The sequence below is a fragment of the Streptomyces tailanensis genome (assembly GCF_008386495.1).
In the GTDB taxonomy this organism is placed as follows: Bacteria; Actinomycetota; Actinomycetes; order Streptomycetales; family Streptomycetaceae; genus Streptomyces; species Streptomyces tailanensis.
This window is the reverse complement of sequence record NZ_VTHJ01000011.1, coordinates 91,394-105,684: the sequence shown is the minus strand read 5'-3', so window position 1 is coordinate 105,684 and position 14,291 is coordinate 91,394. Positions and strand designations below refer to the sequence as shown.

The following is a 14,291-nucleotide window of genomic DNA, read 5'->3' as shown; positions in this document are numbered from 1 at the left end:
TGACTCCCCGCGCGGGGGCAGGATGCGGGATCATGTCTGGCATGACCGAGGTGTCCTCGCTCACAGGGCGGCTGCTCGTGGCCACGCCCGCCCTGGCGGACCCGAACTTCGACCGCGCTGTGGTGCTGCTCCTCGACCACGACGAGGAGGGCTCGCTCGGGGTGGTCCTCAACCGCCCCACCCCGGTGGACGTCGGCGACATCCTGGAGGGCTGGGCGGAACTCACCGGTGAACCCGGCGTCGTCTTCCAGGGCGGCCCGGTCTCCCTGGACTCCGCGCTCGGCGTCGCCGTCATCCCGGGCGGCGGCTCCGTGGACCGGTCCCCGCTCGGCTGGAAGCGCGTGCACGGCGCGATCGGCCTCGTCGACCTGGAGGCCCCACCGGAACTGCTCGCCTCCGCGCTCGGCTCCCTGCGCATCTTCGCCGGGTACGCGGGCTGGGGGCCCGGCCAGTTGGAGGACGAGCTGGTCGAGGGCGCCTGGTACGTCGTCGAGTCCGAGCCCGGCGACGTCTCCTCGCCCTCCCCGGAGAGACTCTGGCGCGAGGTCCTGCGCCGCCAGCGCAACGAACTGGCGATGGTGGCCACGTACCCGGACGACCCTTCGCTCAACTGATGCGTGTGAGCTTCAGTACCCTTGGCGTCATGAGCACTCTTGAGCCCGAGCGCGGTACTGGTACGGGGACCCTCGTCGAACCGACGCCGCAGACGTCGCACGGCGATGGTGACCACGAGCGCTTCGCCCACTATGTCCAGAAGGACAAGATCATGGCGAGCGCCCTCGACGGCACGCCCGTCGTGGCGTTGTGCGGCAAGGTGTGGGTCCCCGGCCGCGACCCGAAGAAGTACCCCGTGTGCCCCATGTGCAAGGAGATCTTCGAGTCCTTGGGCGCGGGTGGGGGAGACGACGACGGCAAGAAGTAACCGCCGGACGCCGGTGCGGTCATAACTGGGGGCCACCGCCCCCAGCCCCCGCACCCCTGAAAGCCACGGCCCTCCGGGCCGCCCATTCGCGAGCCCCGCGACAAGGGCTCGCGTTTTTGCGACACGTTCAAGTCGACCGACGACTGGTCTCCGGACCGGGCGGTGCGGTAAAGGACTGACGTGAACGGACTGATTCCCGCGCCCCGCAACGTCGTCGCCGGTTCCGGAGAAGTACGGCTGACAGCGCGTTCCCAGCTCTACGCCTGCACCGGGACGGAGGGTGTCGGTCACTGGCTGCGCACTGTCCTCAGGGAGGCCACCGGCCTGCCGCTGCGCGAGGGACGGGAACTGGATGACACCGACGGAGACGGCGTCGGGCTCCGGCTCGACCCTGAGCTCGGCCCCGAGGAGTACCGCCTTGTCAGCGACTGGTCCGGCGTCCTTGTCGAGGGCGGGAACGCGGCCGGTGTCTTCTGGGGCGCTCAGACGCTGAGGCAGTTCCTCGGCCCCGATGCGTACCGCAGGGCACCGCTCGGTCGCGACCGCATCTGGGCCGTGCCGCATGTCACGATCGAGGACTCACCCCGCTTCCTCTGGCGCGGCCTCATGCTCGACGTGGCCCGGCACTTTCTCCCCAAGGATCAGGTGCTGCGCTATCTGGATCTGATGGCCGCGCACAAACTCAACGTCTTCCACTTCCACTTGACGGACGACCAGGGCTGGCGGATCGAGATCGAGCGTCACCCGAGGCTGACGGAGGTCGGCTCCTGGCGGGCGCGCACGAAATTCGGCCATCGCGCGTCACCCCTCTGGGAGGAGAAGCCGCACGGCGGTTACTACACGAAGGACGACATCCGCGAGATCGTCGCGTACGCGGCCGAGCGGCATATCACCGTGGTCCCCGAGATCGACATCCCGGGACACAGCCAGGCCGCCATCGCCGCGTATCCGGAACTCGGCAACACCGATGTCATCGACACGACCTCCCTCACCGTCTGGGACACCTGGGGCATCAACAAAAACGTACTCGCCCCCACTGACAACACCCTGCGCTTCTACGAGGGCGTCCTGGAGGAGGTCCTGGAGTTGTTTCCGGCCGAAGCCGCCCCGTTCTCGGCCTTCGTGCACATCGGCGGCGACGAGTGCGCCAAGGACCAGTGGAAGGCGTCGGCCACCGCGCAGGCGCGACTCCGGGAGTTGGGGCTCGCGGACGAGGACGCGTTGCAGTCGTGGTTCGTCCGGCACTTCGACAACTGGCTGACGGCGCGCGGGCGTCGCCTGATCGGATGGGACGAGATCCTTCAGGGCGGCCTCGCGCCGGGGGCCGCCGTGTCGTCCTGGCGGGGTTACGCCGGCGGCATCACGGCGGCCCGCGCGGGTCACGACGTGGTCATGTGTCCCGAGCAGCAGGTGTATCTGGACCACCGTCAGGACGGCGGCCCGGACGAGCCGGTGCCGATCGGCTACGTACGCACCCTGGAGGACGTCTATCGGTTCGAGCCGGTTCCACGGGAGTTGACGCCCGAGGAGGCGCGGCACGTGCTGGGCACCCAGGCCAACGTGTGGACCGAGGTGATGGAGGACCACGCGCGCGTGGACTACCAGACGTTTCCGCGTCTGGCGGCTTTCGCCGAGGTGGCCTGGAGTCGTCTGCCGGCGCCCGCCGAACGGGACTTCGCGGAATTCGAGCGCCGGATGACGGTCCATTACCGGGTGCTCGACGCGCTGGGGGTCGGTTATCGGCCGCCTTCCGGGCCGCGTCCGTGGCAGCGGCGGCCCGGTGTGCTCGGACGCCCGATCGAGGGGGCGCCCCCGAACGTGTGAGGCGATGACGAACCCCTACGTCCGAAAGCGCGTTCCCTGCGACGGTGGCCGCACAGGGGAACAAGAGACGCAAGGATTACAGAAAGGTGCCAATCGGCGCCCATGGGTGATGCCGTGCCAAAACGGGCCATCCCTCGGGTGAGGTGGGCGAATGCCGTCTAGCGGACCCTTGCGTTCGGGCCTCGCGAGAATGTGCCAGAGTTGCCACGTCCGCCCTGTCAGCACGTACGGTACGCAGCACAGGCGGACCAGGTGGGGCAGCGGGAAGGGGCAGCCGGTTTGACCACGCACGCACCGCAGGCGGCGCAGGCCGTGACCCTGCCCGGCTCGCTGGACGAGGCCGTGGCGGCCCTCGCCGCCATGCCCTGGGCGGTTCCGGTGGCGGGCGGCACGGACCTCATGGCCGCGGTCAACTCCGGGCAGCTCAGGCCCGCCGCGCTGGTCGGGCTCGGCCGGATCAGCGAGATCCGCGGCTGGCAGTACCAGGACGGACACGCCCTGCTCGGCGCCGGACTGACGCACGCGCGGATGGGGCGCCCGGACTTCGCGGCGCTCATCCCGGCGCTCGCCGCCGCCGCGCGCGCCGCCGGACCGCCGCAGATCCGCAACGCGGGCACCCTGGGCGGCAACATCGCGACGGCCGCCCCCACGGGGGACGCGCTGCCGGTACTGGCCGCCCTGGAGGCCACGCTGATCATCGCGGGCCAGGGCGGGGCCCGCCGCGAGATGCCCGTCTCGCATCTGCTGGCCGGCATGGAGATGCTGCGCCCCGGTGAACTCATCGGGTACGTGCGCGTGCCGCTGCTGCACGCGCCCCAGGTCTTCCTGAAGGCCACCGGGCGCACCGGCCCCGGCCGCGCGCTCGCCTCCGTCGCCCTCGTCCTCGACCCCGCCCGGCGTGGAGTGCGGTGCGCCGTCGGCGCCATAGCGCCGATGCCGCTGCGCCCCCTGGACGCCGAGGCCTGGGTCGCCGGGCTGATCGACTGGGACGGCGAGCGCACGCTCGTCCCCGAGGCGCTGCAGGCCTTCGGCGAGTACGTCGCCGCCGCCTGCATCCCCGATCCGGCCCCCGAGGTCGACGGCTCCGTACCACCGCTTCCGTCCGCCGTACTGCACCTGCGGCGCACTGTCGCCGCGCTGGCCCGACGAGCACTGGGGAGGGCACTGTCGTGACCGACGACCAGCACGGAGAGGGCACCCCGCAGCAGCAGGGTGGCCAGAGCGGCTGGGAGCGACTGCCGCAGGGGGACTACGACGACGGCGCCACGACGTTCGTGCAGCTCCCCGAAGGGGGCATCGACGCGCTCCTCGCCGCCAACAGCCCGCTCGCCGCGCCCGGCCACGGCTATGTGCCGCCGCCCATAACGGCCAACCCCGCCGCCGGAACCGACCAGTCCGGCACGGGCCACTGGGCGATGCCGGCCGAGGGCACCCAGTGGCATGACCCGAACGCCGGGCAGCCGCAGCCCGCCACGCAGGACGGGTTCACGTACGACCCCGGGGCGACCGGGCAGTGGACGTTCGAGGAACCGGCGCAGCAGGAGAACGGGGCTCCTGGTCACGATGTGACCGGGGAGTGGTCGATCCCGGTCGCCGGAGGGGATCTCCCGGACGAATCGGGCGAGTTCAGCGCGTCGGCGCTCGTCGAGCAGTGGGGCGGCACCCCGCCCGCCACGCTCCCCGGCGGCGCCCCCGCGCCCTGGGCCACGTCGACGCCCGCGCCGACGACACCGCCGACACCGGTGCCCACGGAGGCGATCGGCACGGCATGGACCGCGCCACCGCCCGCGGAGCACTCAACCGAAGCCACCGAAGAGCCCGCCGAGGCCCCTGAGGACCCCTCTGGCGAGTCGTACGCCGAACCGGCTCCCGTGACCGCCCAAGACGCCCCCGAGGCCGCCCAGGAGCCCTCGGAGCCCGTACGTGAGGCGGACCCGGAGACTCCCGAGCCGGAGGAGACGGGCGAGCCGGGCGAGGACCCGGCGGACGACGCGGCCGAGGGGCCGGAGACGGCCGCCGAAGCTCCCGAGCCCGAGCCCGAGCCCGGGACCGCGACCGGGGTCGAGGCCGACACGGCCACCGCCGACGAGCCCGGCCCGCCCTCGCCCGACGACCACCCCCTCGCCTCGTACGTCCTGCGCGTCAACGGCACCGACCGGCCCGTCACCGACGCGTGGATCGGCGAGTCGCTGCTCTACGTGCTGCGCGAGCGGCTCGGCCTCGCGGGCGCCAAGGACGGCTGCTCGCAGGGCGAGTGCGGCGCCTGCAACGTGCAGGTCGACGGCCGGCTCGTGGCGTCCTGCCTGGTGCCCGCCGTCACCGCCGCGAGCAGCGAGGTGCGCACCGTCGAGGGCCTCGCCGCCGACGGCCAGCCCTCCGACGTACAGCGGGCCCTCGCCAAGTGCGGCGCCGTGCAGTGCGGTTTCTGCGTGCCCGGCATGGCGATGACCGTGCACGACCTGCTGGAGGGCAACCCCGCGCCCACCGACCTGGAGACCCGCCAGGCGCTGTGCGGCAACCTCTGCCGCTGCTCTGGCTACCGCGGCGTCCTCGCGGCCGTACGCGAGGTCGTTGCCGAACGCGAGGCGCACGCGGCCGCCGGGAACGAGGCCGACGCGGAGGCCGACGAGGCACGCATCCCGCACCAGGCGGGCCCCGGCGCGGGTGGCGTCAACCCGGCGGCGTACGACGCCCAGGCCGCCCCGCCCTCGGGAGCGCAGGACCCGTCGACGCCCGGCCCCGACCAGTCGTACGGCGGCCAGGGCCAGCCGTTCGCCGGCGGCCCGGACGACACGTACGGCGGCCAGGGCCAGTCGTTCGCCGGTCACGACAACTCGTACGGCGGCCAGGACGATTCGTACGGCGGTCAAGGCGATTCGTACGGTGGTCAGGATCGGTCGTTCGGGCAGGACGGAGGCCAGGCGTGAGCAACGAAGCCGTCACCGCGGCGCCCGTGGGAGCTGGGGAGGCCGCGCCCGCCCCCGAGCAACTGCCGCACGGCATCGGCGCGTCCCTGCCGTCCGCCGACGCGCGCGCCAAGTCCGAGGGCACCTTCCCGTACGCGGCCGACCTGTGGGCCGAGGGCCTGCTGTGGGCCGCCGTGCTGCGCTCGCCGCACCCGCACGCGCGCATCGTGTCGATCGACACGTCCCACGCGCGCGAGATGCCCGGCGTACGGGCCGTCGTCACCCACGAGGACGTGCCGGGTACCCCGTTGCACGGCCGCGGCAAGATCGACCGTCCCGTCTTCGCCTCCGAGGTCGTACGCCACCACGGCGAACCCATCGCTGCCGTCGCCGCCGACCACCCGGACACAGCGCGGATGGCCGCCGCCGCCGTCATCGTCGAGTACGAAGTACTCGACCCGGTCATCGACCCGGAGCAGTCCTTCGAGGCCGAGCCCCTGCACCCCGACGGCAACCTGATCCGGCACATCCCGCTGCGCCACGGCGACCCGAACGCCTCCGGCGAGATCGTCGTCGAGGGCCAGTACCGCATCGGCCGCCAGGACCCAGCCCCAATCGGCGCCGAGGCCGGTCTCGCCGTGCCCCGCCCCGACGGCGGCGTCGAGCTGTACCTGGCCTCCACCGACCCGCACACCGACCGCGACACGGCCGCCGCCGTCTATGGCCTGGCCCCCGACCGCGTCAAGATCGTCGTCACCGGCGTGCCCGGCGCCACCGCCGACCGCGAGGACCAGGGCTTCCAACTCCCGCTCGGCCTGCTGGCCTTGAAGACCGGCTGCCCCGTCAAGCTGACCGCGACCCGCGAGGAATCCTTCCTCGGCCACGCGCACCGGCATCCCACGCTCCTGAGGTACCGCCACCACGCGGACGCCGAGGGCAGGCTGGTCAAGGTCGAGGCGCAGATCCTGCTCGACGCGGGCGCGTACGCCGACACGTCCTCGGAGGCGCTGGCCGCCGCCGTCTCGTTCGCCTGCGGGCCGTACGTCATCCCCAACGCCTTCATCGAGGGCTGGGTCGTACGCACCAACAACCCGCCCTCCGGCCATGTGCGCGGCGAGGGCGCCATGCAGGTGTGCGCCGCGTACGAGGCGCAGATGGACAAGCTGGCGAAGAAGCTGGGCATCGACCCGGCCGAACTGCGCATGCGGAACGTGATGTCCACCGGTGACGTGCTGCCGACGGGCCAGTCGGTGACCTGCCCGGCCCCGGTGGCCGAACTGCTGCAGGCCGTCCAGGAGTTCCCGCTCCCGGCACTGCCCAAGGACACCCCCGAGGAGGAGTGGCTGCTCCCCGGCGGCCCCGAGGGCGCGGGCGAACCGGGCGCGGTCCGCCGTGGCGTCGGCTACGGCCTCGGCATGGTGCACATGCTCGGCGCCGAGGGCGCGGACGAGGTCTCGACGGCCACAGTGAAGGTCCACGACGGCATCGCCACCGTCCTGTGCGCGGCCGTCGACACCGGCCAGGGCTTCTCCACGCTCGCCCGGCAGATCGTCCAGGAGACCCTCGGTATCGACGAGGTCCACATCGCCCAGGTCGACACCGACCAGCCCCCGGCGGGCGCGGGCTGCCGAGGCCGCCACACCTGGGTGTCCGGCGGCGCGGTCGAGCGCGCGGCGAAGATGGTCCGTACGCAACTGCTCCAGCCTCTGGCGCACAAGTTCGGCATGTCCACCGAGCTGCTCCAGATCACCGACGGCAAGATCACGTCGTACGACGGCGTCCTGTCCACCACCGTCGCCGAGGCGCTGGACGGCAAGGAGCTGTGGGCCACCGCCCAGTGCCGCCCGCACCCCACCGAACCGCTGGACGGCGCCGGCCAGGGCGACGCCTTCGTCGGCCTCGCCTTCTGCGCGATCCGCGCGGTCGTGGACGTCGACATCGAACTCGGTTCGGTACGGGTCGTCGAGCTGGCGGTCGCCCAGGACGTGGGCCGGATCCTCAACCCCGCCCAGCTCACCGCCCGCATCGAGGCGGGCGTCACCCAGGGCATCGGCATCGCGCTGACCGAGAACCTCCGCACACCCCGGGGCCTGATCCGCCACCCCGACCTGACCGGCTACGCCCTGCCCACCGCCCTCGACGTCCCCGACATCCAGCTCGTCAAGCTGGTGGAGGAACGGGACGTGGTGGCCCCCTTCGGCGCCAAGGCCGCGAGCGCGGTGCCGGTGGTCACGGCTCCGGCGGCCGTCGCGGCGGCGGTACGCGCCGCCACGGGCCGCCCCGTGAACCGCCTCCCGATCCGCCCGCAGGCGGCGGTGGTGACGGGGGCGTAAGCGTCCTCTGACGTGTGTGTTCGTGCGTACGTCGGGCGTTGTCAGTGGGGCGGCGTATGGTTCTTGGCAGTGGGGACGAACCATGTGCTGGGGGAGCCATGAGCACGATGACGATGGGGACAATGGGCCTGACGGACCTGAACGACCTGAATGATTTGAACCAACTGAACGACTTGGCGGTGCTGACCGGAGGTCCGGTCACGCGGTCGCGGCTGGCGCTGGACCTGCCCGCCCGGCTGCTGGACGAGGAGTTCGGGCAGAGCAGAGTGTGGCGCTTCGAGGACTTCGACTTCCCGGCCACGCTCACGCACGAGCCGACCCGCTGCTTCCTGCGGGACATGGGCCTGCCCGAGGAACACACCTTCTTCCACCTCGACACGGACATCCCGCTGCCCACCCTCGCCGAGTACTACGCGGCCGAGCACCCTGAATTCCCCACCGACCGACTCCCTCCCCGCGCCGCCCACTTGATACGCCTGGGCCACTTCGTCGAGGGCAACAGCCTCGTCGTCGACGGCACCACGGGCGCCGTCCTCAACTGGAGCGAGCCCGAGTCCGCCCTGTGCCCCCTGAACGCGGACATGTCCCAACTCGCCTTCTCGCTGTGGCTGCTGCACCGCGAGAAGCGGGAGTCGGAGGCCGTGGCGGGACTCGAACCCGCGTAAGTCGCCGACGGGGGCGTACGACCAAGGTCTGAGGCCGTGGGGGACTCGGGACAGGGGCGAATGTCAGTGGTGCCCCTTACGGTGGCAGGCATGGCCGTCCCGGGACCGCGTGACGTGGATGTCGCGCAAGCAACTGATCCGTCTGTTGTCGTCGATGGTGAGGAGAGGGTGCTGGGGCGCTCGTATCGGGCGCTCAGTGTGGGGATCGTCTCCGTCGTGCTGTTGATCGCGTTCGAGGCGACGGCGGTCGGGACGGCGATGCCGGTTGCGGCGCGGGAGTTGGACGGGATCTCGGCGTACGGGTTCGCGTTCTCGGCGTACTTCACGACGAGTTTGTTCGGGATGGTGCTGGCGGGGCAGTGGTCGGACCTGCGGGGGCCGCTGGGGTCGCTGACTACGGGTATCGGGGCGTTCGCGGTCGGGTTGCTGCTGTCGGGCACCGCTGGGGTGATGGGGCTGTTCGTGCTCGGGCGGGCCGTGCAGGGGCTCGGGGGCGGGATGGTGATCGTCGCGCTGTACGTGGTGGTGGGGCGGGCGTATCCGGAGCGGTTGCAGCCGGCGATCATGGCGGCGTTCGCGGCCGGCTGGGTACTCCCGACCGTGGTCGGCCCGCTCGCCGCGGGTGCCGTGACCGAACACCTGGGCTGGCGCTGGGTGTTCGTGGGGATCCCGGTGCTGGTGGTGCTGCCGCTGGTGCTGGCGTTGCCGCAGATCCGGCGCCGGGCGTCCGGCCCGGTGGAGGGTTCCGCGGGAGAGTCGGCGAGGGAGCCGACGGAGGCACCGGCCGCCGCCGTGTCCTTCGACCGGCGGCGGATCCGGCTGGCCTTCGGCATCTCGCTCGGGGCCGGGTTGTTGCAGTACGCGGCTCAGGATCTTCGGTGGCTGTCGCTCGTCCCGGCGCTGGCGGGGGTCGGGTTGCTGGTGCCTGCGGTGCTGGGGCTGTTGCCGCGGGGGACGTATCGGGCGGTGCGGGGGCTGCCGTCGGTGGTGTTGCTGCGAGGGCTGGCGGCGGGGGCGTTCGTCGGCGCCGAGGCGTTCATGCCGCTGATGCTCGTCACGCAGCGGGGGTTGTCGCCGACGCAGGCCGGGTTCTCGCTCGCGGTGAGCGGGGGGAGTTGGGCGTTGGGGTCGTGGGTGCAGTCGCGGGCGCGGGTGGAGCCGTATCGGGAGCGGTTGATGACGGTCGGGATGGTGCTGGTCGCGGTGGCGATCGCCGTGGTGCCGAGTGTGCTGATCGAGACGGTTCCGGTGTGGACCGTGCCGGTGGCGTGGGCGTTCGGCTGCTTCGGGATGGGGCTCGTCATCTCCTCCACCAGCGTCCTGCTCCTCAAGCTCTCCGTCCCCGACCAGGCCGGCACCAACTCCGCCGCCCTCCAGATATCCGACGGCCTCTCCAACGCGCTGCTGCTGGCAGCGGGCGGCGCCGCCTTCGCCGCGCTGGGTGGCGGCGCGGTGGGCCACGCGGCCACGACGGCTGCGGGCGCCGCGTCCCACCCGGAGGCCTTCGCCGCCGTGTTCCTGCCGATGGTGGGGGTGGCGTTGGTGGGGGCTTGGGTGACCACGCGGTTGCGGGTGGATACTGAGCGGTACTAGGCGGTACCGCGTAGTACCATCCGAGCATGGCTGGACTGAACCTGCGGTTTACGGATGAAGAGCTGGACGCCCTGCGTGAGCGTGCGGCGGCGGAGGGGCGCAGCATGCAGGCCTTCGCTCACGACGCCGTGATCTCGGCCATAAACGAGCACTCGCGGCTGTTCAACGAGGCCGCCGAGCATGTGCTGAAGGCTAGCGCCGAGTTGAACCGGAGGCTCGCCTGATGTACTACCTCACGCTGCCTGAGCTGCTGAACCTCGCGAAGCGGCTTGGTGCGGACGAGGTGCGCGACTACGGGCTCCTGGACTCGGCCTTGGCCCGTGCGCAGTCGAGCGTGTTCGGGGCGGACGCGTATCCGGATGTCTGGCTGAAGGCCGCCGCGCTGATGGAGTCCCTGGCCCGCAACCGTGCCCTCGTCGACGGGAACAAGCGCATCGCCTGGTACGCGACCTGGGTCTTCCTACACATGAACGGGCACCCTTTGGACGCCGAGTTCGACGTGGACGAAGCCGAGCAGTTCGTGCTGGACGTCTGCCAGTGCGCACTGGACGTACCCAAGATCGCCGCCCAGTTGCCCCGCTTCGCGCGCTGACGCCGATGGGCGTCTTTGTGAGGTGGGTCCCACCTGAGAGCGACCCGGCACAGTTCGCGCGTTGACACGGCCGAGCCGCCGGTAGGGTGGCCCGGTTGTCATACCCAGCCGAGCCGCCCGCCCGTCACCCACCACCGCCCTACTCGACGCGCTACGCGCGACCTCTTCGATTCGACCCACCACCGGAGACCGTGACTACCACCGCCGCCTCCTCCTCGAGCCATCACCTCTCACCCGCCTTCCCCGGCCGTGCCCCATGGGGTACCGCCAGCAAGCTGCGTGCCTGGCAGCAGGGGGCGATGGAGAAGTACATCCAGGAGCAGCCGCGGGACTTTCTCGCGGTCGCGACCCCCGGCGCCGGGAAGACGACCTTCGCGCTGACGCTCGCCTCCTGGCTGCTGCACCACCATGTCGTGCAGCAGGTGACCGTCGTGGCGCCGACCGAGCATCTGAAGAAGCAGTGGGCGGAGGCGGCGGCGCGCATAGGGATCAAGCTGGATCCCGAGTACAGCGCGGGGCCGCTCAGCAAGGAGTACGACGGGGTCGCCGTCACCTACGCGGGTGTGGGCGTGCGGCCCATGCTGCACCGCAACCGCAGCGAGCAGCGCAAGACACTGGTCATTCTTGACGAGATCCACCACGCCGGTGACAGCAAGTCCTGGGGCGAGGCCTGCCTGGAGGCCTTCGAGCCGGCCACGCGGCGGCTCGCGCTCACCGGTACGCCCTTCCGGTCCGACACCAACCCCATCCCCTTCGTGACGTACGAGGAGGGGACGGACGGGATCCGCCGGTCGTCCGCCGACTACACCTACGGGTACGGCAACGCGCTCGCCGACAACGTCGTGCGGCCCGTCATCTTCCTCTCCTACAGCGGCAACATGCGTTGGCGGACCAAGGCGGGGGACGAGATCGCCGCCCGGCTCGGCGAGCCGATGACCAAGGACGCCGTCTCGCAGGCCTGGCGTACCGCGCTCGACCCGCGCGGCGAGTGGATGCCCAGTGTGCTGCGCGCCGCCGACCAGCGGCTCACCGAGGTCAGGAAGGCCATCCCGGACGCCGGCGCCCTCGTCATCGCCACCGACCAGGACTCGGCGCGCGCGTACGCCAAGCTGATCCGGGAGATCACGGGGACGAGCGCGACGCTCGTACTGTCCGACGACTCCGGGGCCTCGGACCGGATCGACGAGTTCAGCCACAACACCGATCGGTGGATGGTCGCCGTGCGGATGGTGTCCGAGGGCGTGGACGTGCCCCGGCTCGCCGTCGGGGTGTACGCCACCACCATCTCGACGCCCCTGTTCTTCGCGCAGGCCGTCGGGCGTTTCGTACGGTCCCGGCGGCGCGGCGAGACCGCGTCCGTGTTCCTGCCGACCGTGCCCGACCTCCTCACCTTCGCCAACGAGATGGAGGTCGAGCGCGACCACGCCCTCGACAAGCCCAAGAAGGAGGGCGAGGAGGACCCGTACGCCGAGGAGGACAAGCTCCTCCAGGAGGCGGAGAAGCAGCAGGACGAGGACACCGGCGAACAGGACATGCTGCCGTTCGAGGCGCTCGAGTCCGACGCCGTGTTCGACCGGGTCATGTACAACGGCGCCGAATTCGGCATGCAGGCCCACCCGGGGAGCGAGGAGGAGCAGGACTACCTCGGGATTCCGGGGCTGCTGGAGCCCGACCAGGTGCAGTTGCTGCTCCAGAAGCGGCAGGCCCGGCAGATCGCGCACAGCCGTAAGAAGCCGGACGCGGAGGCCGACCTCGTCGAACTCCCCGCCGACCGGCGGCCCGTCGTCACCCACAAGGAGCTGCTCGAACTGCGCAAGCAGCTCAACAGCATGGTCGGCGCGTACTCCCACCAGAGCGGCAAACCGCACGGGGTCATCCACACCGAGGTACGGCGCGTGTGCGGCGGGCCGCCGAGCGCGGAGGCCACGGCGGGGCAGCTGCGGCAGCGGATCGCCAAGGTGCAGGAGTGGGCTACCCGTATGCGGTGACGCCGGGGTCCCACGCGGCGGAGCCGCATATCGACACAGCCGCGCGCCCCCTTCGGGGCTCCACGCGCCGTACGTATCAGGACAAACCGGAGTTGTCCGTACCTGTCGCTGACCGGATTCTGGACGGAGTCTTCCGCTCAGCGAACCCGCTCGTCTACTGTCCCGCTACGCACACGCCCCGTGGCAGCGCCGCCGCGGAGCGCAGCCGTGAAGCGACTCCGCCCGGTTCCCCCGGGTCCAGCCGACCGGCGGCCTCTGTAGCGCGTCGCCGACGGGACCGGTGACGGACCGTCGTGAATGGGGTCGCCGCCCTCACTGCAAAGGAGTGGGCGTCGTGACCGCGGAGACCTCTCAAACCCTCGACCGGGGACTGCGCGTCCTCAAGCTGCTCGCCGACACCGATCACGGGCTGACCGTCACCGAGCTGTCCAACAAGCTCGGGGTCAACCGGACCGTTGTGTACCGCTTGCTCGCCACGCTGGAGCAGCACTCTCTCGTGCGGCGTGACCTGGGCGGACGTGCTCGGGTCGGGTTGGGGGTGCTGCGGCTGGGGCGGCAGGTGCATCCGCTGGTACGGGAGGCCGCGCTGCCCGCGTTGCGATCGCTGGCCGAGGACATCGGGGCCACGGCCCATCTGACGCTGGTCGACGGCAGTGAAGCGCTGGCCGTGGCCGTCGTCGAGCCGACGTGGACGGATTACCACGTCGCCTATCGGGCCGGGTTTCGGCATCCGTTGGACCGGGGGGCGGCGGGGCGGGCGATTCTGTCCGCTCGGCAGCAGCTGGGGGACTGGCCCGGGTACGCGCTCACGCATGGGGAGTTGGAGGCGGGGGCGTGTGGGGCCGCGGCGCCGTTGCTCGGGGTGACCGGGGTCGAGGGGAGTGTGGGTGTCGTGATGCTGGCGGATGCGATACCGGAGCGGGTGGGGCCGCGGGTCATGGACGCGGCTCGGGAGGTGGCCGACGCGTTGCGGTGACCGCGGGGTGTGAGGGTGCCCTGTGTGTTTGAGGGCGCCCGGCGGTTGGTGCTGAGCGCGGGCGGGGTTTCGCTCACCGGCGCCGGCCGGGTGCCGCTGCGCCCACCCTCCCCCACTCTCGGCTTCGCTCGAGCGGGGGGACCCCCATCGCCCCAGCGGCACGATTGCCCGCAGCTATGCAGGTGTGATTGGCCGCAGCCAGGTCAGTAGGTGTTGGCGAATGTTTCTGGCTGTTCCATGTTGGGGTAGTGAGCCGCGCCCTCTATCGAGATGGTCTCGCTGGGGCCGGTGACCGTCGCGACCAGGCGTTCGGCCATGGCTGTGAGGTCGGGGGCGTCGAGGGCGCCGTTGAGGGCGAGGACCGGGGCGGTGATGTTCGCGGCGCACGCCCGGGTGTCGGTCACCGGGACGCGCCAGTCCGGTTCGCCGAGTGTGTGCTTGGACACGGTGTGGCGGCTCAACCGTTCCTGCGGACTGAGCAGAAGCGAGTCC

Annotated in this window: 13 protein-coding genes; 12 read left to right on the top strand and 1 reads right to left on the bottom strand. The window is 71.5% G+C overall.

Annotated elements, in window-relative coordinates:
- Positions 1-41 precede the first annotated feature (41 nt).
- From F3T56_RS11815 to F3T56_RS11760, 12 genes are all read left to right on the top strand, one after another.
- A complete protein-coding gene (locus F3T56_RS11815; protein WP_149824857.1) occupies positions 42-614 on the top strand; it encodes a YqgE/AlgH family protein in 573 nt (190 codons plus the stop codon).
- Positions 615-643: 29 nt separating this feature from the next.
- The gene (locus F3T56_RS11810; protein WP_149824856.1) at positions 644-922 is read left to right on the top strand and encodes a DUF3039 domain-containing protein; all 279 of its coding nucleotides are present in this window, start codon (positions 644-646) and stop codon (positions 920-922) included.
- A 180-nt stretch (positions 923-1,102) separates the two neighbouring features.
- Positions 1,103-2,746: a beta-N-acetylhexosaminidase gene (locus tag F3T56_RS11805; RefSeq protein ID WP_149824854.1), complete on the top strand. Its 1,644-nt coding sequence runs from the start codon at positions 1,103-1,105 to the stop codon at positions 2,744-2,746.
- 279 nt (positions 2,747-3,025) lie between these two features.
- A complete protein-coding gene (locus tag F3T56_RS11800; RefSeq protein ID WP_149824853.1) occupies positions 3,026-3,919 on the top strand; it encodes an FAD binding domain-containing protein in 894 nt (297 codons plus the stop codon).
- Positions 3,916-5,673, top strand: a complete 1,758-nt coding sequence (locus F3T56_RS11795; RefSeq protein WP_149824851.1) for a 2Fe-2S iron-sulfur cluster-binding protein — start codon at positions 3,916-3,918, stop codon at positions 5,671-5,673. Before F3T56_RS11800 ends, F3T56_RS11795 begins: the two co-directional genes overlap by 4 nt.
- Positions 5,670-7,985 carry a xanthine dehydrogenase family protein molybdopterin-binding subunit gene (locus F3T56_RS11790; protein WP_149824849.1) on the top strand — a complete coding sequence of 772 codons (2,316 nt, stop codon included), beginning with the start codon at positions 5,670-5,672 and terminating at the stop codon, positions 7,983-7,985. Before F3T56_RS11795 ends, F3T56_RS11790 begins: the two co-directional genes overlap by 4 nt.
- Before the next feature lie 98 nt (positions 7,986-8,083).
- Entirely contained in the window at positions 8,084-8,650 is a 567-nt protein-coding gene (locus F3T56_RS11785; protein ID WP_246203571.1) for an SUKH-4 family immunity protein, read from the top strand.
- Between the two features lie 90 nt (positions 8,651-8,740).
- Positions 8,741-10,243, top strand: coding sequence for an MFS transporter (locus F3T56_RS11780; RefSeq protein ID WP_149824847.1), 1,503 nt, complete (start codon positions 8,741-8,743; stop codon positions 10,241-10,243).
- 26 nt (positions 10,244-10,269) lie between these two features.
- Entirely contained in the window at positions 10,270-10,467 is a 198-nt protein-coding gene (locus F3T56_RS11775; protein WP_149824845.1) for a hypothetical protein, read from the top strand.
- Complete coding sequence (locus tag F3T56_RS11770) at positions 10,467-10,835, top strand: type II toxin-antitoxin system death-on-curing family toxin (RefSeq protein WP_149824843.1); 369 nt, start codon at positions 10,467-10,469, stop codon at positions 10,833-10,835. The genes F3T56_RS11775 and F3T56_RS11770 overlap by 1 nt, the downstream gene beginning before the upstream one ends.
- 191 nt (positions 10,836-11,026) lie before the next feature.
- On the top strand, positions 11,027-12,823 hold the full coding sequence (locus F3T56_RS11765) for a DEAD/DEAH box helicase (RefSeq protein WP_149824841.1): 1,797 nt from the start codon (positions 11,027-11,029) through the stop codon (positions 12,821-12,823).
- Positions 12,824-13,157: 334 nt separating this feature from the next.
- Positions 13,158-13,799 carry an IclR family transcriptional regulator gene (locus F3T56_RS11760; RefSeq protein ID WP_149824840.1) on the top strand — a complete coding sequence of 214 codons (642 nt, stop codon included), beginning with the start codon at positions 13,158-13,160 and terminating at the stop codon, positions 13,797-13,799.
- A 203-nt stretch (positions 13,800-14,002) separates the two neighbouring features.
- Here F3T56_RS11760 and F3T56_RS11755 read toward each other — a convergent pair.
- Positions 14,003-14,291 (bottom strand): alpha/beta fold hydrolase (locus tag F3T56_RS11755; protein ID WP_246203570.1); only part of this gene is annotated, 289 nt, incomplete at its 5' end.